This is a genomic window from Leptothrix sp. (in: b-proteobacteria), assembly GCF_965250675.1.
Taxonomy (GTDB): domain Bacteria; phylum Pseudomonadota; class Gammaproteobacteria; order Burkholderiales; family Burkholderiaceae_C; genus Sphaerotilus.
Genome location: NZ_CBDFPH010000003.1, coordinates 240,948 through 263,782 on the forward strand (window position 1 = coordinate 240,948; position 22,835 = coordinate 263,782).

24 protein-coding genes are annotated in these 22,835 nt (G+C 66.9%); 10 read left to right on the forward strand and 14 right to left on the reverse strand.

What is annotated here, in order from left to right:
• Positions 1–20: 20 nt before the first annotated feature.
• The 5 genes from AC5IG3_RS06635 to AC5IG3_RS06655 all read right to left on the reverse strand — a co-directional run bounded on the left by AC5IG3_RS06635 (position 21) and on the right by AC5IG3_RS06655 (position 5,038).
• Positions 21–926 (reverse strand): c-type cytochrome domain-containing protein, encoded by a 906-nt coding sequence (locus AC5IG3_RS06635; protein WP_491905491.1) that lies wholly within the window; start codon positions 924–926, stop codon positions 21–23.
• Between the two features lie 16 nt (positions 927–942).
• Entirely contained in the window at positions 943–1,944 is a 1,002-nt protein-coding gene (locus AC5IG3_RS06640) for a 2-hydroxyacid dehydrogenase (protein ID WP_491905492.1), read from the reverse strand.
• 64 nt (positions 1,945–2,008) lie between these two features.
• The gene (locus tag AC5IG3_RS06645) at positions 2,009–3,349 is read right to left on the reverse strand and encodes a sodium:proton antiporter (protein ID WP_491905493.1); all 1,341 of its coding nucleotides are present in this window, start codon (positions 3,347–3,349) and stop codon (positions 2,009–2,011) included.
• Positions 3,350–3,359: 10 nt separating this feature from the next.
• Positions 3,360–4,079 (reverse strand): nitroreductase, encoded by a 720-nt coding sequence (locus AC5IG3_RS06650; RefSeq protein WP_491905494.1) that lies wholly within the window; start codon positions 4,077–4,079, stop codon positions 3,360–3,362.
• 8 nt (positions 4,080–4,087) lie between these two features.
• Entirely contained in the window at positions 4,088–5,038 is a 951-nt protein-coding gene (locus AC5IG3_RS06655) for a histone deacetylase family protein (protein ID WP_491905495.1), read from the reverse strand.
• A 229-nt stretch (positions 5,039–5,267) separates the two neighbouring features.
• Between AC5IG3_RS06655 and AC5IG3_RS06660 the strand changes: the two genes are divergently transcribed.
• Both AC5IG3_RS06660 and AC5IG3_RS06665 read left to right on the forward strand, forming a co-directional pair.
• Positions 5,268–5,831 (forward strand): phasin family protein, encoded by a 564-nt coding sequence (locus AC5IG3_RS06660; RefSeq protein WP_491905496.1) that lies wholly within the window; start codon positions 5,268–5,270, stop codon positions 5,829–5,831.
• Positions 5,832–5,998: 167 nt separating this feature from the next.
• Positions 5,999–6,586, forward strand: a complete 588-nt coding sequence (locus tag AC5IG3_RS06665; RefSeq protein ID WP_491905497.1) for a hypothetical protein — start codon at positions 5,999–6,001, stop codon at positions 6,584–6,586.
• 12 nt (positions 6,587–6,598) lie between these two features.
• Here AC5IG3_RS06665 and AC5IG3_RS06670 read toward each other — a convergent pair whose 3' ends face one another.
• The 4 genes from AC5IG3_RS06670 to AC5IG3_RS06685 all read right to left on the reverse strand — a co-directional run bounded on the left by AC5IG3_RS06670 (position 6,599) and on the right by AC5IG3_RS06685 (position 11,232).
• Positions 6,599–7,207 carry an ABC transporter ATP-binding protein gene (locus tag AC5IG3_RS06670; RefSeq protein WP_491905498.1) on the reverse strand — a complete coding sequence of 203 codons (609 nt, stop codon included), beginning with the start codon at positions 7,205–7,207 and terminating at the stop codon, positions 6,599–6,601.
• A gap of 11 nt (positions 7,208–7,218) precedes the next feature.
• Positions 7,219–7,932: a YebC/PmpR family DNA-binding transcriptional regulator gene (locus AC5IG3_RS06675; RefSeq protein WP_491905499.1), complete on the reverse strand. Its 714-nt coding sequence runs from the start codon at positions 7,930–7,932 to the stop codon at positions 7,219–7,221.
• An 88-nt stretch (positions 7,933–8,020) separates the two neighbouring features.
• A complete protein-coding gene (locus AC5IG3_RS06680) occupies positions 8,021–10,261 on the reverse strand; it encodes an NADP-dependent isocitrate dehydrogenase (protein WP_491905500.1) in 2,241 nt (746 codons plus the stop codon).
• A gap of 158 nt (positions 10,262–10,419) precedes the next feature.
• Positions 10,420–11,232 (reverse strand): AraC family transcriptional regulator, encoded by an 813-nt coding sequence (locus AC5IG3_RS06685; protein ID WP_491905501.1) that lies wholly within the window; start codon positions 11,230–11,232, stop codon positions 10,420–10,422.
• Between the two features lie 117 nt (positions 11,233–11,349).
• On the opposite strand from AC5IG3_RS06685, the gene AC5IG3_RS06690 reads away from it, so the two are divergent.
• Positions 11,350–12,321: a DMT family transporter gene (locus AC5IG3_RS06690; protein WP_491905502.1), complete on the forward strand. Its 972-nt coding sequence runs from the start codon at positions 11,350–11,352 to the stop codon at positions 12,319–12,321.
• 44 nt (positions 12,322–12,365) lie between these two features.
• On the forward strand, positions 12,366–13,235 hold the full coding sequence (gene yghU, locus AC5IG3_RS06695; protein ID WP_491905503.1) for a glutathione-dependent disulfide-bond oxidoreductase: 870 nt from the start codon (positions 12,366–12,368) through the stop codon (positions 13,233–13,235).
• A 13-nt stretch (positions 13,236–13,248) separates the two neighbouring features.
• On the opposite strand, the gene AC5IG3_RS06700 is transcribed toward yghU, so the two are convergent.
• The 4 genes from AC5IG3_RS06700 to AC5IG3_RS06715 form a co-directional block, all read right to left on the reverse strand.
• Entirely contained in the window at positions 13,249–14,064 is an 816-nt protein-coding gene (locus AC5IG3_RS06700) for an ATP-binding cassette domain-containing protein (protein WP_491905504.1), read from the reverse strand.
• Positions 14,061–15,146: an ABC transporter permease gene (locus AC5IG3_RS06705; protein WP_491905505.1), complete on the reverse strand. Its 1,086-nt coding sequence runs from the start codon at positions 15,144–15,146 to the stop codon at positions 14,061–14,063. Before AC5IG3_RS06705 ends, AC5IG3_RS06700 begins: the two co-directional genes overlap by 4 nt.
• A 134-nt stretch (positions 15,147–15,280) precedes the next feature.
• Positions 15,281–16,258 (reverse strand): sugar ABC transporter substrate-binding protein, encoded by a 978-nt coding sequence (locus tag AC5IG3_RS06710; RefSeq protein WP_491905506.1) that lies wholly within the window; start codon positions 16,256–16,258, stop codon positions 15,281–15,283.
• A 71-nt stretch (positions 16,259–16,329) separates the two neighbouring features.
• A complete protein-coding gene (locus tag AC5IG3_RS06715) occupies positions 16,330–17,379 on the reverse strand; it encodes a sterol desaturase family protein (protein WP_491905507.1) in 1,050 nt (349 codons plus the stop codon).
• A gap of 63 nt (positions 17,380–17,442) precedes the next feature.
• Between AC5IG3_RS06715 and AC5IG3_RS06720 the strand changes: the two genes are divergently transcribed.
• From AC5IG3_RS06720 to iolG, 4 genes are read left to right on the forward strand one after another with little or no spacing between them, the layout of a single operon-like run.
• Positions 17,443–17,730: a hypothetical protein gene (locus AC5IG3_RS06720; protein ID WP_491905508.1), complete on the forward strand. Its 288-nt coding sequence runs from the start codon at positions 17,443–17,445 to the stop codon at positions 17,728–17,730.
• A 19-nt stretch (positions 17,731–17,749) separates the two neighbouring features.
• Positions 17,750–18,541 (forward strand): TIM barrel protein, encoded by a 792-nt coding sequence (locus AC5IG3_RS06725; RefSeq protein WP_491905509.1) that lies wholly within the window; start codon positions 17,750–17,752, stop codon positions 18,539–18,541.
• Positions 18,542–18,558: 17 nt separating this feature from the next.
• Positions 18,559–19,368 carry a 3-methyl-2-oxobutanoate hydroxymethyltransferase gene (locus AC5IG3_RS06730; RefSeq protein ID WP_491905510.1) on the forward strand — a complete coding sequence of 270 codons (810 nt, stop codon included), beginning with the start codon at positions 18,559–18,561 and terminating at the stop codon, positions 19,366–19,368.
• Between the two features lie 51 nt (positions 19,369–19,419).
• Entirely contained in the window at positions 19,420–20,433 is a 1,014-nt protein-coding gene (iolG, locus tag AC5IG3_RS06735; protein ID WP_491905511.1) for an inositol 2-dehydrogenase, read from the forward strand.
• A gap of 56 nt (positions 20,434–20,489) precedes the next feature.
• On the opposite strand, the gene AC5IG3_RS06740 is transcribed toward iolG, so the two are convergent.
• Positions 20,490–21,509 carry a LacI family DNA-binding transcriptional regulator gene (locus tag AC5IG3_RS06740; protein WP_491905512.1) on the reverse strand — a complete coding sequence of 340 codons (1,020 nt, stop codon included), beginning with the start codon at positions 21,507–21,509 and terminating at the stop codon, positions 20,490–20,492.
• A 116-nt stretch (positions 21,510–21,625) separates the two neighbouring features.
• Between AC5IG3_RS06740 and AC5IG3_RS06745 the strand changes: the two genes are divergently transcribed.
• Positions 21,626–22,492, forward strand: a complete 867-nt coding sequence (locus tag AC5IG3_RS06745; protein WP_491905513.1) for a MurR/RpiR family transcriptional regulator — start codon at positions 21,626–21,628, stop codon at positions 22,490–22,492.
• 18 nt (positions 22,493–22,510) lie between these two features.
• A complete protein-coding gene (locus AC5IG3_RS06750) occupies positions 22,511–22,819 on the forward strand; it encodes a MocE family 2Fe-2S type ferredoxin (RefSeq protein ID WP_491905514.1) in 309 nt (102 codons plus the stop codon).
• Positions 22,820–22,835: the final 16 nt, after the last annotated feature.

Consider the following 22,835-nt stretch of genomic DNA (forward strand, 5'->3'; position numbering starts at 1 on the left):
CGCCGACGTCAACGCAGGCATCAACGCCGGCGCACCCGCTCGGCGTCGATCTGGCCGTCGGGACCCAGCGTGCCGCGCAGCTCGACGCCCTCGCCCGGGCACGGCAGGCGGTCGCGGCGGCCACCTTCTGGCAGGGGCAGGCCGTCGAGCGTGCCATCGGAGGCCAGCACGCCGCGCAAGCGGATACGAGCACCTGCGGGCACCGGCGCAGGTTGACCGGCGCTGTTGCGGGCGCCTGCAGCAATCCAGTCGCTGATGAGGCCGATGTCCGCATCGCTGAGCCAGGGCGGGCCGTCGAACGGCATGCGTGGCCGGGCATGGCCGCGCACGCGCCGGAGCAGTTCACTGGCCAGCGGCTGGCCGGGCACGATGCGGACCCGGTCGCTGGCGGACAGGGCGCCCTGGTAGCTGTTGAGCAGATAACCCTCAGGCGCCGGCCCCATCTGGCCTTGCGGGCTGTGGCATTTGGCGCAGCGGGTGGCCAGGATGGGGGCGACATGCGCCCAGGTGGGCGCCTCGCCCGGCTGCGGCCGGGACAGCAAGGGCGCGCTCGAAGGCGGGGCAGCAGAGGCCGTCCCCGCCGGCAGACCCGCCGTGATCCAGCGTTCGAACAGCGCGGTTTCGGCGTCGCTCAGGTAAGGCGGGCCGGTGAGCGGCATGCGGGGCTGACTCTGTCCTTTGAGGCGCCTGACCAGTTCGCTGCCCGCTGCGTCGCCCTTGACCACGACCGGCCCGCGCGCACTGCCCTTGAGCAGGCCGGGCAGGCTGTCGAGTTGCAGCCCTGCCGCCGCAGAAGCGCCGGCGTGGCAGAGCACGCATCGCGCCTGCAGGATGGGTTGCAGTTCGGCGTAGCTGGCTGCGCTGACGGTGGTGACCATCAGCAGGAGCGCGGCCGCAGCGATGAAGCGGGTCCCGATCGACGTCATGTGCACCTTCCCAAACTCATCCGGCGCTCAGCACTTGCGGATTCAACGCCGTCGGCGGCACACCGCCCGTGAAGCGCGCGATCAGGTTGTCGGCTGCCAGGTTGGCCATCGCCACGCGCGTGGGGCGGCTGGCGCTGCCGATGTGGGGGGTGAGCACGACGTTGGGCACGGTCAGCAGGTCGGGGTGCACGGCCGGCTCGCCCTCGAACACGTCCAGTCCGGCAGCGGCGATGACGTTGTTGCGCAGCGCCAGCGCCAGCGCGGCGTCGTCGACGATACCGCCCCGGGCGATGTTGACAAGCGTGGCAGTGGGCTTCATCTGCGCCAGTTCGGCCGCGCCGATCAGGTGGTGCGAGGCGGCGCTGTAGGGCAGCACGATGACGAGGTGGTCGACCGTGCGCAGCAGGTCCGGCAGCGAGAGCCACTGCGCGCCCAGCGGCGCCTCAACCTCGGGCGCCAGGCGCGAGCGGTTGTGGTACGCCACCTTCATGCCGAAACCCAGCGCACCGCGCCGCGCCACCGCCTGGCCGATGCGGCCCATGCCGAGGATGCCGAGCGTGCTGCCGAAAACGTCCTGGCCGCAGAACTGGTCGACGCTCCACCGGGTCCATTCGCCCCGGCGCAGCGCGTGTTCGCTCTCGGCCAGGCGGCGGGCGGCGGCCATCATGAGCGCAAAGCCCAGGTCGGCGGTGGTTTCGGTCAGCACATCGGGCGCATTGCTGGCCAGCACGCCGGCAGCGGTGCAGGCAGGCACGTCGATGTTGTTGTAGCCGACCGCCATGCTGCAGACGGCCTTGAGCTGCGGGCAAGCGGTCAGCAGGCGCGCATCGATGCGCTCGCCGGTGGTGACGAAGACGGCATCGAAGCCCTGCAGGTGGGCGATCAGCTCGTCCTGGCTCCAGGGGGTGTCGCTGTCGTTGTGCGCCACCTCGAAGTGCTCGGCCAGCCGGGCGATGACTTCCGGGAAAACCTGACGGGTGACGAGCAGGCGCGGGCGGGGCGTGGCGGGTGAGTTCATGGCGGGCAGCAGGTCGTTGTGTGGGGTGAACGGCAAGGGGACGGCAAAGAAACGGCAGAAAAGCTCAGCGTAGCCAGATCAGGCTGATGAGCGCGAACAGCGGCAGCAGGATGGCAGAACTCCAGGCCATGTAGGCGAAGAAGCTGGGCATCTTCACACCCCGGTCTTCGGCGATGGCCTTGACCATCAGGTTGGGCGCGTTGCCGATGTAGCTGTTGGCGCCCATGAAGACCGAGCCGGCCGAGATCGCCGCCAACACGGTCGCCTGCGTGGTCATCAGCACCTGCGGGTCGCCACCGGCCAGGTTGAAGAACACCAGATAGGTCGGCGCGTTGTCCAGGAAGGACGACAGCAGGCCGGTGGCCCAGAAGTACATGGCGGGCAGCGGCTGGCCGTCGGCCCCGGTGACCAGCGCCACCACCGGCGCAAACGCCCCCTGCGCGCCGGCCTGCAGCATGGCCAGCACGGGGACGATGGTGATGAAGATGGCCGCAAACAACCGGGCCACCTCCTGCATCGGCGCCCAGTTGAACTGGTTGGCCTCGCGCACTGCACGCGGCGTGAGCCAGAGCGACAGCGCCACCACCGCCAGCAGGCCGGCGTCGCGCACCAGCGCAGCCAGGCCGAGGTGCACGCCGGCCACGCTCCAGTGGGCGTCGGGCTTCCAGATGCCGCTCAACAGCACCAGGCCGATCACCACCAGCAGCAGCGTCAGGTTGACGGCTCCACCCTCCAGGCCGATGCGCGGCGTATCCGGCGTGGGGTCGACGGGCTGCACGCCTTCACGGCGGTAATACCAGGTGTCGATCAGCCAGAAGACGACCAGCAGCGCGCCGATCAGGAACAGCGTCTCGGGCAGGATGTTGCGCAGCGTCCAGAAAAAATCGACGCCCTTCAGGAAGCCCAGGAACAGCGGCGGATCGCCCAGCGGCGTGAGCGAGCCGCCCGCGTTGCTGACGATGAAGATGAAGAACACCAGCACGTGCGCGGCGTGGCGGCGGTTGTCGTTGGCGCGGATCAGCGGGCGCACCAGCAGCATCGACGCGCCGGTGGTGCCCATCACGCTGGCCAGCAGCGCACCCACCGCCATCAGGCCTGCGTTGAAGCCGGGGCTGCCGTGGAAGTTGCCGCGGATGTAGATGCCGCCGGCCACGGTGTAGAGCGCCGTCAGCAACACGATGAAGGGCACGTAGTCAGCCACCAGCGCGTGCGCCACGCTGCCGGCGGCGATGGCCGGCCCCTGCAGCCACGCCAGCGGCAACAGCAGCGCCAGCGTCCAGAGCGCGACGATCTTGCCGTAATGGTGATGCCACAGCCGCGTCAGCAGCAGCGGGCACAGCGCAATCGACAGCAGCACACCCGCAAACGGCAGGCCCCACCAGGCGGAAAGCGTGGCGCCGTTCATGAATGCGCCTTCATGAATGGAAATGGGTGAACTCAACCACCGGCGCGCGTTCGGTCTGCAGCTGGTTGGCGATGGCTGCCGGATCGGCGTGGCCCAGCGCCATGCCGCAGACCACCGCCTGCTCGGGCGGCAACGACAGGTGCGCGGCAATCAGTCGATGGAACTTGTTGAAGGCGGCCTGCGGGCAGGTGTCCAGCCCCCGGCCGCGCGCGGCCACCATCACGCTCTGCATGAACATGCCGTAGTCGAGCCACGAGCCTTGCGACAGCGTGCGGTCGATGGTGAAGATCAAGCCCACCGGCGCATCGAAGAACTGGTAGTTGCGGCCGTGCTGGTGGTGCATGCCGGCCTTGTCGTCACGGGTGAGGCCGAGCAGGCTGTACAGGTCCCAGCCCACCTTGCGGCGGCGCGCCAGGTAGGGGTCGGTCCACTGCGCGGGGTAGTAGTCATAGTCCTCCTGATGCTGGGCGGCGATGACCGGGTCGTCGTGCGCGGCCTGCAACTGGGCGCACAGGCCGTCGCGGCTGGCACCGGTCAGCACATGCACCTGCCAGGGCTGCGTGTTGGTGCCCGAGGGCGAGCGGGCAGCCACGGCCAGGATCGCCTCGATCACCTCACGCGGCACCGGCGTCGGCAGAAAGGCGCGCACCGAGCGGCGCGAGGTGATGGCGTGATCGACGCTTGCGCTGTCCATCAACGTGCCGGCTTCAGGGGGAGTCATCAAATTCATGGCGTGGATTATTCCTGCTGTGGGTGCGGCCCATGCTGCCAGTGTTGCCACGAGGCGAGCGCCTCGCGGTAGGTCTGCAACTGCAGCGCGACGGTGTCCTCGATCACATGGCCGTAGCCGCCGCCCATGGTCAGCACGATGGGAATGCGGCGCTCGCGGGCGGCGGCAAAAACGCGCCGGTCACGCTCGGCCATGCCCGCAGCGGTGAGCTTGAGGCGGCCGAGCCGGTCGCCCTCGAAGGCATCCACCCCCGCCTGATAGAGGATCAGCCCGGGCGGCTGATCGCCGTGGTGGCGCCAGAGCTGCGCAAGCGCATCGTCGAGCGCCTGCAGGTAGGGCGCGTCGGTGCAGCCGTCGGGCAGGTCGACATCCAGGTCGCCCGCCACCTTGCGAAACGGGAAGTTCTTGGCGCCATGCAGCGACAGGGTGTAGACGGTCGGGTCGTCGGCAAAGATCGCCGCCGTGCCGTTGCCCTGGTGCACGTCCAGATCGATCACCGCCACCCGCAGCAGGCTGCGGCGCTGGCGGCCCCACTCGGCCTGCATCAGGCGCGCAGCCACCGCCAGATCGTTGAAGACGCAGTAGCCACCGCCCTGCCCCGCACTGGCGTGGTGGGTGCCACCGGCCAGGTTGGCGGCCACGCCTTCGCGCAGGGCGTCACGTGCGGCGGTCACCGTGGCGCCGACCGAGCGCCGGGCACGCTCGGCCATGGCGGGCGACCAGGGGAAGCCGATCTCGCGCTGCTGTGCGGCACTCAACAAGCCTTCCAGCACCGCGTGGATGTAGGTGGGCGTATGCGCCAGCGCAAGCTCCCCCTCGCTCGCGGGCTGCGCTTGCGCAAGGCGCACCTGCGGCAATGCAGCGACGATGCCATCGCGCAGCATGCGGTATTTGTGCATGGGGAAGCGATGCCCGGGCGGCAGCGGCAGGACGAAGTGATCAGCGTAATAGGCGCGCATGGCGCGGCATTCTCGCGAAAGTGCCCAGCTCGCATCCCGAATCACAAATTTAGAGGATCAACCCTAATAATTGCTGCAATGCAACATTGGACTTGAAATTGACACGCAGGCAGCCCATACTTCATTCCATGTTGCAGTGCAGCAAAACTGCCCGGCACCGAATTCAGTACCCCATCAGGACTGAATTTCCGCTTCAACGCTTTCGCATCAACCCACTGGAGTTCACACCATGACGACCAACACCCCTGAGCAATTCGCCGCAGCCAACAAGGCCAATCTGGAGGCTTTCATCGAGCTGTCGCAGAAGTCGTTCGAAGGCGTCGAGAGGCTGGTTGAGCTCAACCTGCAAGCCGCCCGCGCGCTGTTCAGCGAGTCGACCGACGCCGCCAAGGCCCTGCTGGCCGTCAAGGACGCGCAAGAATTCGTCAGCCTGCAGTCGACCCTGCTGCAGCCGGGCGCCGATAAGGCATCGGCCTACGCTCGCCAGGTCTACGAAATCGCTTCGGGCACCCAGGCTGAAGTCACCAAGCTGATCGAAGCCCAAGTGTCGGCTGCGCAGCAAAAAGTGGTCTCGCTGGTGGACGGCGCCGTCAAGAACGCCCCGGCCGGCAGCGAAGGCGCCGTCGCCATGGTGAAGTCGGCCATGACCGCCGCCAACAGCGCGCTGGAAACCATGCAGAAGTCGGCCAAGCAAGCCGCCGTGGCTGCAGAAGCCAACTTCGAAGCCATGAGCCAGACAGCCACCAAGGCCGCTGCTGCCGTGGCGCCGAAGACGGCCCGCCGCGCCGCCTGATCGACCGCGATTCAACGCGGGGCCGTGGCCCTCTCGGTTGCAGCCTCCGCGTCACAAGTTGTCTCCTCGGTACCGCGCGCAAGCTAGCTTCCAGGTACCTTTCAACCGACTGGGTCTCCCAGTCGGTTTTTTTTCGTCGTGACGCGGGGACGGCCTATGCTCAAGCCATGAACGAGAAAATCACCCAGATCCTGGCGCAGATGGCTGCACTGGAAGACGATTTGCGCACCGCCGTCCACGATCAGGAAAGCCGGATGTTCTTCCAGATCAAGGGCCGGCGGGTGGAGTTCGAGCGCTCGGTCAAGACCGCGCACCGCCAGCTCAAGAACAACTTCTTCCGCTGGCTGGTCACCAACCGGCCGCAGAACCTGATCACCGGGCCGATCATCTACGGCATGGTGATCCCGATGATGCTGATCGACCTGTGCGTGACGCTCTACCAGTGGACCTGCTTCCCGATCTACGGCATCACGCGGGTGAGGCGCGGCGACTACATCGTGTTCGACCGGCACTACCTCGGCTACCTGAACTTCATCGAGAAGTTCCACTGCACCTACTGCGAGTACGGCAACGGGCTGATGGCTTACATGACCGAGATCCTGGCGCGCACCGAGCAGTACTTCTGCCCCATCAAGCACGCCCACAAGGTGCTGGGCACCCACGCGCGCTACAACCGTTTCCTGGATTACGGCGACGCGACAGACTACGAGGCCAAGCTCGAAGAATTCCGCGTCGCGCTCGGCAAGCTCAAGTGAAGCCGCGCCGACTCACAGCGTGATCGTGCCCGCCAGCGCCAGCCGGCCTTCCAGTCCATAGGCGCTCGCCAGCAGCCAGGCCTGATCCGCTTCTGCCAGCGCCTGCGCCAGCCAGGCCACGGACGGCCCGTCCAGCCCGGCCGTCGGCTCGTCCAGCAGCGTCAAGGCGCAGCCCGCACTCAGCGCCACCGCCAGCGCGGCCTTGCGGCGCGAGCCGGTCGACAACGCGTACATCGGCTTGGCCAGGTGCGGTGCCAGGCCAAAACCTGCCACATGCCGCTGCCACGCCGACTTGTCCAACGCAGGATGCAGCGCATGCTGTGCGGCCATCAATCCGCCCGGCGTCAGCTCGTCCCAGGCCACATCACGCGGGTCGATCCAGCAGACCTGGCGGCGCCAGGCGGCCGAGTCGGTCTCCAGGGGCTGGCCCGCCAGCGTGAACTGGCCGCGGCCACGCAGCTCACCCGCCAGCAAACGCAGCAAGGTGGACTTGCCGCAGCTCGGCTCGCCGTCCAGCCACGTGATACCAGCAGGCACAGCAGCCGACCAGTCGGTGAACAGCGGCGCCTGATCGGCGTAGGCGAAATGCAGGTTGTGGACCTGCAGGATCGGCGCGGCCATCAACGCGGGCGTCAGCCGGCCAGGCCCGCGAACACGTTCTGCACGTCTTCGTTCGCATCGAGCGCGGCCAGGAAGACTTCGACCTCTTCCAGCTGTTCGGCGTTCAGGCTCGCCGGGTTGACCGGGTTCCTGGGCTTGTAGCCCAGCTTGGCCGACAGCACCGTGAAGCCTTGCGCCGGCAGCGCGCGGCTGACCAGATCTAGGTCGGTGGGGTCGGTCAGGAACATCGTGGTGCCGTCTTCGTCGCCAGGCTCGAAGTCCTGCGCGCCGGCTTCGATGGCGGCCATTTCGGGGTCGGCGCCCGCTGCGGCGGCTTCGGCCTCGATCAGGCCGACGTGGTCAAAGTCCCACGCCACCGAACCGGACGTGCCCAGCTGGCCCTTGCGGAACAGCACGCGCATGTCAGAGGCAGCGCGGTTGACGTTGTCGGTCAGGCACTCGACCATGACGGGCACGCGGTGCGGCGCAAAGCCTTCGTAGATGACGTGCTCGAAGTTGACGGCCTCGCCGGTCAGCCCCGCGCCCTTCTTGATCGCCCGCTCCAGGGTTTCCTTGGGCATGGAGACCTTGCGTGCCTGCTCGACCACCAGCCGCAGGCGGGCGTTGGCCGCAGGGTCGGCGCCGTGGCGCGCGGCAATCATGATGTCCTTGGACAGCTTGCCGAACAGCCGGCCCTTGGCATTGGCGGCCACATCCTTGTGCTTTGCTTTCCACTGCGCGCCCATGGCGGAGTTCCTTTTGTATTTTTTCTGAACACAACTGAACGGGGCGCAGACCCGGCATGGATCTGCGCCCCGTCCAGATTCACGGCCATCAGCGTTGCGCTGCGGCCTCCAGCGCGGCGTTGAACGTGGCGCTCGGGCGCATGATGGCGCTCACCTTGACCGGGTCGGCCAGGTAGTAGCCGCCAATATCGGCAGGCGCGCCCTGCACGGCCTTCAGCTCGTCGGTGATCTTCTGCTCGTTCTCGGTCAGGGTCTTGGCCAGGGGCGCAAAGTGGGTCGCCAGCTCAGCGTCCTCGGTCTGCGCCGCCAGTTCCTGGGCCCAGTACATGGCCAGGTAGAACTGGCTGCCCCGGTTGTCGAGCTGGCCGGTCTTGGGCGACGGGCCCTTGTTGTTGTCAAGCAGCTTGCCGGTGGCCGCATCCAGCGTGCGGGCCAGGATCTTGGCCTTGCTGCTGCCGGTCTTGATGCCAAGGTCTTCCATGCTGACGGCCAGCGCCAGGAACTCGCCGAGCGAATCCCAGCGCAGGTGGTTTTCCTCGACCAGCTGCTGCACGTGCTTGGGCGCCGAACCACCGGCACCGGTTTCGTACATGCCGCCACCGGCCATCAAGGGCACGACCGACAGCATCTTGGCGCTGGTGCCGAGTTCCATGATCGGGAACAGGTCGGTCAGGTAGTCGCGCAGGATGTTGCCGGTGGCGCTGATGGTGTCCTGGCCGCGGATCACGCGCTCCAGGGTGTAACGCATGGCGCGCACCTGGCTCATGATCTGGATGTCCAGGCCGACCGTGTTGTGCTCGTGCAGGTACATCTTGACCTTGGTGATCAGCTGCGCCTCGTGCGGACGGTAGGCGTCGAGCCAGAACACCACCGGCATGCCGGAGTTGCGGGCGCGAGTGACGGCCAGCTTGACCCAGTCGCGGATGGCGGCGTCCTTGACCTGGCACATGCGCCAGATGTCGCCCTGCTCCACGTTCTGGCTCAGCAGCACTTCGCCGGTCTTGAGGTCGGTGATGTTGGCCACGCCGTCTTCGGCGATTTCGAAAGTCTTGTCGTGCGAGCCGTATTCCTCGGCCTGCTGGGCCATCAGGCCGACGTTGGGCACCGTGCCCATGGTCTTCGGGTCGAAGGCGCCGTGCCACTTGCAGAAGTTGATCATCTCCTGGTAGATGCGGGCGAAGGTCGACTCCGGCATCACGGCCTTGACGTCCTTCAGGCGGCCGTCGGCGCCCCACATCTTGCCGCCGTTGCGGATCATGGCGGGCATGGACGCATCGACGATCACGTCGTTGGGCGAGTGGAAGTTGGTGATGCCCTTGGCCGAATCGACCATCGCCAGCTCGGGGCGGTGCTCGTGGCAGGCGTGCAGGTCGCGCTTGATCTCGTCCTGCTTGCTTTGCGGCAGCGTGGCGATCTTGTCGTACAGGTTCGCCATGCCGTTGTTGACGTTCACGCCAAGCTCTTCGAACAGCTTGGCGTGCTTCTCGAACGCGTCCTTGTAGAAGATCTTGACGCAGTGGCCAAACACGATCGGGTGCGAGACCTTCATCATCGTCGCCTTGACGTGCAGCGAGAACATCACGCCGGTCTTGTAGGCGTCGTCGATTTCACGCTCGTAGAAGGCCAGCAGTTCCTTCTTGCTCATGTACATGCTGTCGATGACCTCGCGATCCAGCAGCGACACCTTGGGCTTGAGGATGATGGTCTTGCCGCTCTTGGTGATGAGCTCCATCTTGACGTCGCGCGCCTTGTCGAGCGTGATCGACTTTTCGCCGTGATAGAAGTCGCCGGCGTGCATGTGCGAGACGTGCGAGCGCGACGCCTGGCTCCACTCGGCCATGCTGTGCGGGTTCTTGCGGGCGTATTCCTTGACGGCGCGCGGCGCACGGCGGTCGGAATTGCCTTCGCGCAGCACCGGGTTGACGGCGCTGCCCATGCACTTGTTGTAGCGCAGGCGGATGGCCTTCTCTTCGTCGGTCTTGGGCTGCTCGGGGAAGTCCGGCAGCGCATAGCCCTTGGACTGCAGTTCGCGGATGGCCGTGACCAGCTGGTTCTGCGAGGCGCTGATGTTGGGCAGCTTGATGATGTTGGTATCGGGCAACAGCGTCAGGCGACCGAGTTCGGCCAAGTTGTCCGGCACCCGCTGCTCTTCGCTCAGGTATTCGGGGAATTCACCCAGCACACGAGCAGCCACCGAAATATCGCTCTCGACCACATCGATGCCGGCCGGTGCGGTGAAGGTGCGGATGATCGGCAGGAACGAGTAAGTCGCCAGCAGGGGCGCTTCATCCGTCAGGGTGTAGATGATCTTGGATTTATCAGCAGTCATGGTGTCGCCCATCTCATGATGGAGTGAAGGAAATGAAATTACTGTATTCGATGTTGAGCCGGCTTCTTGCAACGGCAAGCACAACACGAAGTTTGCCTGATGCCCGATCAAGTATGTGGTGATCAGCTGACACCAGGCGAACACGAGGCCCGGCGTGCTCAACCCGGCTTCGCCGGCCCGCGTGGGCGCGCATGCTCCGCCGGCGTGACCCCTGTCAGCCGGCGAAACATCGCGATGAAGGCCGACGCGCTGGCGTAGCCCAGGTCCAGGGCAATCGTCTCCACCTTTTCGCCGCCCTCCAGGCGCGGCAGCGCCTTCACCACCCGCAGGCGCTGGCGCCACTCTGCGAACGACATGCCCAGATCGCGCTGGCAGCGGCGGCTGAGGGTGCGTTCGGTGCTGTGAACGTCCGCCGCCAGGTCGGCCAGCGAGCGCTCATCGCCGGGGTTCTGCTCCAACGCCTGCAGCACCACGCGCAGCAGCGGATCGTCCGATCGCGGCAAGTAGCTGCCGACGCTGCGGGCGTGGCTCAGCTGGTCGACCAGCACCTGCAGCAGTCGCTGCTCGGGCGCACTCTGCGGCAGGCCTGGCGGCTGCTGGCGCAAGTGTTCCAGCAGCGCGCGCGCCAGCGGGCTGACGGTCAGCGCACAACTCGTCTGCGGCAGGGCCGCGCACAGTTCGGCCGCCACGTACAGGGAGCTGTGCACGGCTTGCTGGCGGTTCAGGCCGCGATGCTCCACGTCCGGTGGCAGCCAGATGCCGTACTGCGGCGGCGCCAAGTAGTGCTGCCCGGCCAGCTTCACCTCCATGACGCCGCTGAACGAATAGACGAACTCGCCCCAGGCGTGGCGGTGGGTCGGGTAGCTGGCCTGTGACGGCATCTGCGCGGCCCGGAAGACGATGGGCGCGGGCAAGGCGTCGTGGTAGGGCGGCTGGTGCAGCGTGTTCGTCTCTGAAGGGTCTGAAGGCATGGGAGCAGCAGCGCGGGCGTTGTCCGGTTGGCAGCATCGATTGTCTGATATTCGCTATCTCGATGAAAGACGCCAATCCGACAATGCACCGGTATCAACGAACCGAAGCTGGATGGCATGGACACCCGAACCGCACTCGACGGCCGCGCCATCGGCACCATGGTGCTGCTGTGCCTGATCTGGAGCCTGCAGCAGATCTCGCTGAAGGCCGTCGCGGGCGACGTCAGCCCGATGCTGATGGTCTGCGTGCGTTCGGGCGTGGCCGCGCTGCTGGTGGCGGCGCTGATGCGCTGGCGCGGCGAAGGCCTGCAACTGCACGCGGGCCGGTGGCGGCCGGGTCTGGTGGTGGGTGCCCTGTTCGCGCTGGAGTACGTGCTGGTGGCGGAGGGCCTGCGCTTCACGCACGCCTCGCATGTGGTGGTATTTCTCTACACCGCGCCTCTGTTTGCCGCGCTGGGGCTGCACTGGAAGCTGCCGGCCGAGCGGCTGCACTGGCTGCAGTGGGCGGGCATCGGCGTGGCGTTCGGGGGCATCGCCCTGGCCTTTCTTGGCCGGGGCGCGGGCACCGCCAATCTCGCGAACGAACACGTCCTGCTGGGCGACCTGCTGTCGCTGCTGGCAGGAGCCGCATGGGGCGCGACGACCGTGACCATCCGCTGCACCGGCCTGAGCGCGGCGCCGGCGACGGAAACGCTGCTCTACCAGCTCGCCGGGGCTTTCGCACTGCTGATCCCGGCGGCGCTGGTCACGGGCCAGGTGCACTTCCAGGCCACACCGGCTGCGTGGGCGCACCTGGCGTTCCAGAGCGTGATCGTGTCCTTCGCCAGCTTCCTGGTCTGGTGCTGGTTGCTGCGCCGCTACCTGGCCTCTCGGCTGGGCGTGCTCTCGTTCATGACGCCGGTGTTCGGCATCGTGCTGGGCATCTGGCTGCTGGATGAGCCGCTGGAGCCGGGCTTCGTCGTCGGCAGCGGCCTGGTGCTGGTTGGCATCCTGCTGGTCAGCGGCGCGGGCTGGCTGCGCCAAATGATGAACCAGAATCACCCAGGCCCCACCCAGCCGGCCAAAGCCCGGGGCGGGCGACCGGTTTGAACCCGGCGCTTACGATGCAACACCGCCCCTCGGAGACCGCCCTCATGACCGATTCATCGACCTACGCCCCACCCGCCGTCTGGACCTGGAACAAGGCCAACGGCGGCCAGTTCGCCAACATCAACCGGCCGATTGCCGGCGCCACGCACGACAAGGAACTGCCCGTGGGCAAGCACCCGCTGCAGCTCTACTCGCTGGCCACGCCCAACGGTGTCAAGGTCACGGTGATGCTCGAAGAGCTGCTCGCGCTCGGCCACACCGGCGCCGAGTACGACGCCTGGCTGATCCGCATCAACCAGGGCGACCAGTTCGGCAGCGGCTTTGTCGCCGCCAACCCCAACAGCAAGATTCCGGTGCTGGTCGACCACAGCGGGCCCGAGCCGATCCGGGTGTTCGAGTCCGGCGCCATCCTGATGCACCTGGCCGAAACCTTCGGCGCCTTCCTGCCCACCGAGCGCGCGGCACGCGCCGAATGCCTGTCGTGGCTGTTCTGGCAGATGGGCAGCGCGCCCTACCTGGGCGGCGGCTTCGGCCACTTCTACGCCTATGCGCCGAGCAAGTTCGAGTACGCCATCGACCGCTTCACGATGGAGACCAAGCGCCAGCTCGACGTGCTCGACCGCCGCCTGGCCGAGAGCGCCTACCTGGGCGGCGCGGACTACACGGTCGCCGACATCGCCGTCTGGCCCTGGTATGGCCAGCTGGTGCGCGGCGCGCTCTACAACGCCGCCGAGTTCCTGCAGGTGCAGGAATACACCCACGTGCAGCGCTGGGCCGAGTCGATTGCACAGCGCCCGGCCGTCCAGCGCGGGCGCATCGTCAACCGTTCCTTCGGCGAGCTGTCGGAGCAGTTGCACGAGCGCCACGACGCCACCGACTTCGACCTGCGCACGCAGGACAAACTGGCCGGCTGAACCCGCCCCGCCGTCAAGCCACCTGCGGCGGGTGCCCTTCATGCGTGGCCATATAGCCCTCGATCTCGGCCTCCAGCTCGGCCATCGCCTCGCCACCGGCCATCAGGTCGGTGATCTCTTCGCGGGTCTTCTCGCCCTTGCGGAAATCGGCCGCCTTGGCGCCGCGGATCAGCACCGCGAAATGGTCGCCCACGGTCATCGCGTGCGTGACGTTGTGGGTGATGAAGATCACCGCGATGCCCTTGTTGCGCGCTTGCAGGATGATGCGCAGCACGTGCGCCGCCTCCTTGACGCCGAGCGCGGCGGTGGGCTCGTCGAGGATCAGCACGCTGGCGCCGAAGTGCACTGCGCGGGCAATCGCCAGCGCCTGGCGCTCGCCGCCTGAGAGACCGCCGACCAGGCGGTTGCCGTCGTCGATGCGGGTGATGCCGAGCTGGCGCATCTCGCGCACGGCAATTTCGTTGGCCTTCTTGCGGTCGAAGACCTCGAACGGCCCCCAGCGTCTGGTCGGCTCGGCGCCGACGAAGAAGCTGCGGCCAATGCTCATCAGCGGAAACGTGCCGCCGAACTGGTGCACCGTGGCGATGCCGTTGTCGCTGGCGTCGCGCGGGTTGTCGAAGGACACCGGCTGACCCTTCATGCGCATCTCGCCGGTGGTCGGCTTGTGCACGCCCGAGAGGATGCGGATCAGCGTCGACTTGCCGGCGCCGTTGTCGCCCAGCAGGCAGAGGATCTCGCCGGCCTTGACCTCCAGGGAGATGTCATGCAGGACATTGACCGGGCCAAAAGACTTGTTGATGGCGGTGAGCTTGAGCAGCGGCGTGGTCATTTGGCAGCCTTCCCGTTGGTTTTCTGTTTCGCGCGAGGCGCGGCGTGTGACAAGGCCATGGAGCGGAACGTGTTGTTCAGCAGCACAGCCGCCAGCAGCAGCACGCCGATGATCAGGCTGGCCCAGTTCGCATCAAAGCCGGTGTAATAAATGCCCTGGTTGACGATGGAGAAGGTCAGCGTCCCCAGCACGATGCCCACCACCGAGCCGTAGCCGCCGGTCAGGATCACGCCGCCGATCACCACCGCGATGATCGAGTTGAAGATGAACGACTGCCCGGCCGACACCTGGGCGCTGTTGTAGAGAATCGCCTGGCACATGCCCACGAAGGCCGCGCACAGCCCGCTGCCCATGAACAGGGCGACGTTGAGCCGGTCGGTCGGGATGCCCGCATTGCGGGCGCTGACCTTGTCGCCACCCAGCGCCAGGATCCAGTTGCCGTACTTGGTACGGCTGAGGATGAAGCCGACCAGCAGCGACGCACCGATCCACCACAGCAGGATGACCTGGTATTTGCCGTCGATGAAGTCGCCGAAAATCGCCTTGGTGAGCGGATCGCTCTGGAGCGGCACGCTGGTGCTGCCCGCCACGATCACCGACAGGCCGAGCGTCAGGCCCGCCACCGCGAACAGCGTGGCCAGCGTCACGACGAAGGACGGCAAGTCGGTGCGGATCACCAGATAGCCGTTGAGAAACCCCACCGCCAGACCCAGGCACAGGGCCGCCGCGATGCCCACGGGCATCGGCAGGCCGAAGTGGCCGGAGACGATGGCCACCGTCATCGAGCTGGCCGGAATGACGCTGCCGACCGACAGGTCCAGGTGGCCGGCAATCATCAGCAGGCCGACCGGCAGCGCGATGATGCCCAGCTCGGCGGCGATGTTGAGCCAGCTGGCCGCGCCGCTGGTGGAGAGGAACGTCTCGCCGCCAAAGATCGAGAAGAAGATGAAGACCGAGACAAGGCCGATGAGCGAGCCGGTCTCGGGCCGTCGCAGCAGGCTGCTCAGCGAGGTCTTGGGCGTGCCGCCCCTCGCTTCGGTCGCGGCCCCGGGGACCGGGGCGGTGGTGGTGTTCGAGTTCATGGGTTCAGGCGTGTGGTCACGGCAGTAGATCGAAAATTTTGTCCGCCACCGCGGTGGCGACCGAGTGATGAAGCAGGTCCGGCCCGAAGGTCCACCCGGGCCGGACCGGCCCTCAACTTGGATCCGCGTGAAGCTCAGCGAGCGCCCGCTGCCGCGCCCGCCACGGTGGCAGCCACGTTGGAGGCGTCGACGATGCCGGGGCCCGTCAGGATCGGGGCCGTCGGCACCTTCAGGCCGTACTTGACGTAGCTGTTCAGCATCGACACCGCCAGGTAGCCCTGCAGGTAGGGCTGCTGGTCGATGCAGAACAGCTGCGTGCCGTCCTGGATGCGCTTCAGGTTGGTCGGGTCGATGTCGAAAGTACCGAGCTTGACCTGCTTGACCAGGCCGGCTTGCTGGATGCCGGTGGCGGCGCTGGTGGCGTCACCGGCGCTGATGGTGATCACGCCGTCGATGGTCTTGTCCTTCTGCAGCGCGGCCTTGATGGCCTGCGCCACTGCCGTCGGGTTGCCGAAGGCCGAGGACGGCAGCGGCAGTTGCGTGCCCTTGCCACCGGCCTTGGCGATGCCGTCGGCCACACCCTTGCAGCGCGATTCCTGGTTGGTCGAGCCCGGCTGCGTGTTCACGCAGATGACATTCTTGGAGCCGCTCTTGCCGAAGTACTCGCCGCCGCCCATGCCGGCCACGTACTCCTCGCTGCCGACGTAGTTCATCGCGCCCAGACGCTTGGCGGCTTCCATGCCACCGGCGTTGTAGATGATCAGCGGCACGCCCGCAGCGACCACTTCCTTGAAGGCCGCATCCATCGCCTCGGGCACCCAGTCGGGGCCGACGATGGCGTCGGGCTTCTGGCTCAGCGCAGTGCGGATCAGCTTGGCCGCGTCGGGGCCGAGGTTGTCATAGGTCTGCGGGCCGAGCCAGGTGACGGTGCCACCGCCTGCCTTGACGACCAGCGCGGCGTCATCAGCCCCCTTCTTGACGCGCGACCAGAACGGGTCGTCCGCCTTGCCGCCGATCACGAAGATCTTGGGGCCGGCGGCCATGGCGGCGGTGGAGGCGGCGATCGCGGCGGTGAGGGCCAGGATCTTGAGCGTGTTCTTGATTGATTTCATGGTTGTCTCCTCAGGGGTCTTGCCGTCGATCGATCGACAGGCGGGTGGGTGTTTTATGCAGCGGTGGTGGTTCAGGGCGTGGACGGTGGCGCGTTCTCCTTCTCTTTCTCTCTCTCTTTGTGTGCATTCATGCGTTCGAGCTTCTTCGCATAGCGGGCCTGCATCTGACGGTCGCCGTCCTTGCTGCCGTCGTGCCAGGTGCCCAGCCACAGGTCGAGCGGCACCAGGCCGTCGCCGCCGAAGTTCACGTCGAAGTACTTGTGGTGCAGGTAGTGCGTGTAGGCGTGGCTCTCCATCGCCCGGTCCTGGCCGAGCTCCATCTTCTCGAAGCCGATGTGGCCGTTGATCGCCCCGAAGCCGGCCGCGTGCAGCTGGAACAGCGCCACGATCGGGTTGGACGGAATCACCAGGTGCCACAGCGCCACCGCGTGGTACAGGAACCCCTCCACCGGATGCATGCTCAGCGACGACCACGGGCTCGGGTTGACCGAGTTGTGGTGGATGGCGTGCACCCACTTGTAGACGCGCGGCGAGTGCATCGCCCGGTGGATGACGTAGAAGTGCACCTCATGAATGGCCGGCGACAGCAGCAGCAGCGCGGTCAGGTAGACCGGGTGCTCGTCCCAGGTCAGCCAGGAGCCGATGCCGTTGGCGTAGCACCAGAGAAAAATCACCTGCACCAGCGTCCACAGCGGGATCGAGATCAGGAAGCTGCGCAGGAAGTTGTCCAGGTTCTGGCTCTTGAACCAGAACACGTCCGAGGGCTGCTCGGCCGGGAACTTGTGGTGGTACTTGAAGCGCCCGCCTTGTGCCTTGCGCACATACAGGCGCCACTCGAATGCGCCGTACCAGGCCAGGTTGGCGACCCAGTTGACCGCCAGCAGCCAGACCGGCCAGGTCCAGGTGAGCACCTTCATCGTCTCGACATCGGGCACCACGAAGAACCACCACAGCAGCGCCGTGGCCAGGTGGAACAGGTTCCAGGGCCAAACGTAGCCAGGCAGCCATTTCAGGACTTTGAGGAGTTGCGGGGGCCGGGCCCAGAACGGCGGAATCTCGCGCCGCCCGTTGGGCGCCCAGTCTCCGCGCTTGTTTCGGACTCCGTAGAGCAGGTCATCCATGGCGATCGAGCTTCCTTTGAGGCATTTCAGTGGGTTGCATGCTTTTGCATTGCAACCGAGTGCATGCAACTTTATGCGCACATTGGAAATTTTGTTCTGAGTAATTACCCGAAAGAAAGACAGCTTCCAGGCATTGATATGCACAGGCTCTGCCTTGTCTTTAAAGGCAGTGACAGCTTTGGATCCAGCACTTCTCGTGAACCGACAGACAGCACCTCCCTGCTGGAATTCATCGTTTACCCGAACTTCAAGGACATAAAGAGAAAATTCTTTCTGAATTACTTGCACCCGGATGCAACGCTTTCTACACTCGCCTCCGATCCAAGCGTTGGTGCATGCCGCCCGACCTGACGAACTGAAGGACACCCCTGTGAACTCACCCTTTGTGCTGGCCGCCTGCGCCGAAATGCTCTGGTCCGACCGTCCCATGTCCTGGCGCCTCGCCCGCCTGACCGAGATGGGCTTCGAGGCCGGCATCTGGAACTGGCCGAACCACGACCTGGCGATGCTGGAGAAGTCCGCTGCCGCCGGCACGCGCTTCTCATCGATGACCGGCTACCTGCGCGGCCGCCTGGCCGACGACGCAGGTGCCGACGAACTGCTGGCCACCGCCGCAGAAGCCATCGCCGTGGGCAAGCGCCTGAACGTGGCGCGGCTCAACCTGCACGGCACCGGCCTGGGCGACCGCGGTCTGCCCGTCACCCCCTGCGAGACCGTCACCGGCGCGATGTGGCTGAAGGCGCGCGACACGCTCAACCGCATCGCCGACCTGGCCGAGAGGCACGGCGTGACCTTCATGATCGAGAACCTCAACCTGCCGGTCGATCACCCCGGCGTGCCGTTCGCGCTGGCCAAGGACACGCTGGCGCTGGTGTCGAGCATCAATCGCCCCGGGCTCAAGCTCAACCTCGACCTCTATCACGCGCAGATCGGCGAGGGCAACCTGATCGAGCTGTGCCGAGCCTGCCAGCCGTGGATCGGCGAGGTGCAGGTCGCCGACGTGCCCGGCCGCATGGAGCCTGGCACCGGCGAGGTCAACTACGCCGGCGTCGCCCGCGCACTCAAGAGCATGGGCTACCGCGGCACGGTCTGCATGGAGGCGTTTGCCTCCGGTGAGCCGGAAGCCGCGCTGGAAGCCTTCCGCGCCGCGTTCACCGTCTGAGCGCCAGGAGTCCGAACATGACCTCACGCACCAAGCGCCCGACCGTCGCCGACATGCGCGCCCTCAAGGGCGTGCGCCAGATCTCGATGCTCTACGTCACCACGCCCGAGGAGGCCGCCGCGGCCGATGCGGCCGGGGTCGACATGCTGTCGATCGAGGGCCGTTTCTTCACCGCCGAGATGCGCGCCGCCGCCGGCCGCTGCTTCGTCCAGGTCGGCCTGCCCTACGGCCCGTTCGGCAAGCTGATCACGGCGGAAGACTACCTGCGCGAGGCCTTCCACTACATGGCGCTGGGCGGCGACTGCTTCTACTGCGCCGCCAGCCTCGACATCCAGAAACGCCTGTGCGACGAGGCGGTGCCGGTGGTCGCCCACGTCGGCCTGATCCCGTCGCAGGCCACCTGGACCGGCGGTTTCAAGGCGGTCGGCAAGACCGCGCCCAGCGCGCTGGCGGTGTGGCAGCACGTGCGGCGGCTCGAAGCCATCGGCGTCTTCGGCGCCGAGCTGGAAGTGGTGCCCGACCGGGTCGGCGCCGAGATCTCGCGCCGCACCAGCATGCTGATGCTGGGCATGGGCGCGGGCCCGGGCGCCGATGCGCAATACCTGTTCGCGGAAGACGTGCTGGGCCACACCCGTGGCCACAAGCCGCGCCACGCCAAGACCTACCGCGACTTCGCGGCCGAGTACGAGCGCCTGCAGGGCGAGCGCATCGCGGCCTTCAAGGAGTTCGTCGCCGACGTCAACACCGGCGTCTACCCGGCACCGGAACACGTCGTGCCGATCGCGGACGCCGAGTTCGAGCAGTTCCTGGCCCGTCTGCCGGCCTGACCTCCTTCCTTGTTTCCTCTTTCCTATTCAACCCCCACCGGAGAACAACCCATGATCAAAGTCGGATTGCTCGGCGCAGGCCGCATCGGCAATGTGCACGCCAAGAGCATCGCCGCCAACGCGGACAGCCAGCTCGTCGCCGTGTCGGACGTCAACCAGGCCGCCGCTGAAACGCTGGCCGCCGCCTATGGCGCGCAGGCGCGCACGTCGCTGGACATCATCAACGACCCGGCCATCGACGCGGTGCTGATCGCCACCTCCACCGACACCCACGCCGGCCTGATCGAAGCGGCAGCGGCTGCCGGCAAGGCCGTACTGTGCGAGAAGCCGGTCGACCTGAGCCTGGAGCGCGCGCTGGCCTGCCAGGCGGCGGTCGCCCAGTCGGGCAAGCCGGTGATGATCGGCTTCAACCGCCGCTTCGACCCGAACTTCGCCGCCGTCAAGCGGGCGCTCGATGTCGGCGAGATCGGCAAGGGCGAGCTGCTGGCGATCACCTCGTTCGACCCGTCGCCCCCGCCGGTCAGCTACATCCAGGTCTCGGGCGGTCTGTTCCGCGACATGGCGATCCATGACTTCGACATGGCCTGCTGGATCTTCGGCGCCGCGCCGGTCGAGGTCTCGGCGATCGGCTCCAGCATCGTCGACCCGGCCATCGGTGCCGCCGGCGATGTGGACACCGCCGTGATCACGCTGCGCTTTGCCGACGGCCGCATCGCCGTCATCAAGAACAGTCGCCGCGCCGTCTACGGCTACGACCAGCGCCTGGAACTGCTGGGCGCCACCGGCCTGCTGCAGGCCGGCAACGTGCTGGAGAACACGGTCAACAAGATCACCACCGCCGGTGCCACCAGCGCCAAGCCGGAGTACTTCTTCCTGGAGCGCTACATGGCGGCCTACGCAGCAGAGTGGCGCGCCTTCATCGACGCGATCAAGGCCGGCACCCCCTACCCGGTGACGCTGCAGGACGGCGTCAACGCGCTGGCCGTGGCCGAAGCCGCGACGCTGTCGTGCAAGACCGGCAAGACGGTGCGCCTGCAGGACGGCCGTCCGGTCGTCGCCGGGTAAGCCGGAGCCGCCGCATGCCCGGCCCGCAGGTCCGCGCCGTCGCCATGCCCAGCCACTCAGGCCAGACGGCGGTGCGACGAGCGCAGCACCAGCGTGCCGGGCGCCAGCAGCGATCCCGCGTCGACGGCGTCCGGGTCGATGATGCGCCGGATCGCCTCGGCCACCAGGTAGTCGACCGGCTGGCGGAAGGTGGTCAGGTCGTACGAGGGGGCGCTGGCCATCTCGATGTCGTCGAAGCCGACGACGCCGATGCGGTGCTGGGCACCGGTCATCGTCAGCGCATCCAGCGCGCCGAGGGCCAGGATGTCGCTCTCGCAGAACAGCGCCTCGATGCGCTGCTCGCGCGGCGTCGCCCCCAGGTACTTCAGCAGCGCCTGCATGCCTTGCTCACGGCTGTAATGCTCGGTGTGCAGCACGCAGGCCAACGGCACGCCGCACTGCTGCAGCCGATCGCGGAAACCGTCGAGCCGGCGCAGTTCGGTGCGCGCAGACGCCGGCCCAGCCATGTGGCCGATGCGGCGATAGCCCTGGGCGAGGAAGAGGTCGGCGATCTCCGCACCCGCTGCATAGCCGTCGGTGGTGACGTACGGGATGTTCGCCAGCGAGCTGTTGCGGCTGACCACCACCAGCGGAATGCGGCGGATCTTCTGGGCCAGCTCGATCAGCTCCTGATTCAGCGAGGTGCCCATGAACATGATGCCGTCGACCTGGAACTGGTCGGCCAGCCGCAGCGCCGCGGCGGGACCGTATTCGGGACTGAGGTTGAGCAGCAGCGAGCTGAAGCCCTTGGCCTGCAGCTGCCGGGTCGCTTCACTGAGCAGGTAGAGCTGGTTGGGGTTGCCCAGCTCGTCGACCACCAGCGCCACCAGCCGCGTGCTGCGGGTCGACAGGCTGCGCGCCAGCAGGTTGGGCGAGTAGCCCATCTCGGCGGCCACCTGCAGCACCCGTTCGCGCACGTCGGGGGCGATGGACGCGCCATCGGTGAAGGCGCGGGAGACCGTCCACTTGGACACGCCGACACGCTCGGCCACATCCGTGGCGGTGATTTTCTTGGTGGTCGATTTGTCTCGGGCCATCGGCATCGATTCGGTTCGGTTGGCTTCGGTTCAACAGCCGGCCACTGTAGTCGCTGACGCTGGTTTTCCGTCGTTTTCATGGCCCACCCTGCCCTTGCGAAAAAGGAACCCACCGAATGCCGACGCTTGCATCACCTCCTTTTGATGGCGGCATCACGGCCGGCCTCTGGGCGCGCGGCGCGGGCTCGAGCCCACGCCTGCTGCTCGAACTCCAGCGCGACCTGCCCACCCTCAGCCCCAAGCTGCGCAGCGTGGCGCGCTTCTGCATCCAGCATGCGTCGACCCTGCATCACCACCGCATCCAGGACGTGGCCCTGGCGTGCGGCACGATTCCGGCCTCGGTCGTGCGGCTGGCCCAGCGCTTTGGCCTGAAAGGTTTTCAGGAGCTGAAGCTGGCATTCCTGGACGGCGTGGAGCACGGTGCGGACGATCTGTCAGAGCCCCAGCTGCAGCCGGAATGCTCTGCCGCGCTGCAGGACATCGAGGACTCGGCGCTCGGCCTGGCCAGCTTGAAAGGGCTGGTGCTGCGGCCGGAGTTCCTGCATGCGGTGCAGTCCCTGCGGTCGGCGCGCCACATCCGCTTCGACTGGGCCGGCGAGGTCGACCGCACGATCGCCACGCATCTGCAGGCGCGCATGCGGGCGGCCGGCTGCCATCAGGTCGACACGACGATGTTGGAGGCCACGAGCCACACGCCGCCGCCCGGCGCGTGGCTGGTGCAGATCGCAGTGTGGGACGACATGGCACCGGGCGTCCGCGCGCCGGACACACACGCACCGACCGCAACGCACTTCGGCCCCCGCGTCCTCAAACTGGTGCGCGGCCGCATGAACCGCTTTGCCACGCGCACCCCGGAGGGCGTGGCGGTCCGGGTCGGCACGGACGCGCGACGGATGCTCAACGCCCTGGCCCTGTGCGAGGCGCTGGCCACCGCCGTGAAACCGGGCAGCCGCCGCCTGAAATCAGATCCCTTCAATCCCTGAACCCACCAAGGAAACCTCATGTCCCAATGGATCCCGACCGTTGATTTCGACAGCATCGACGACGAAGACGTCGTGCGTTTCGACCACGCCGGCAAGACCTTTGCCATCTACCGCGTCGAAGACCAGGCCTACGCCAGCGACGGCCTGTGCACCCACGAGAAAGTGCACCTGTGCGACGGCCTGGTGAGCGACCACGTCATCGAGTGCCCCAAGCACAACGGCCGCTTCGACATCCGCGACGGCCGCCCGCTGGGCGCGCCGGTGTGCGTGGCCCTGAAGACCTACCCCGCCAGGATCGAAGGCGGCCAGGTGCTGATCGAGATCTGAGCGAAACCCGAGCCGA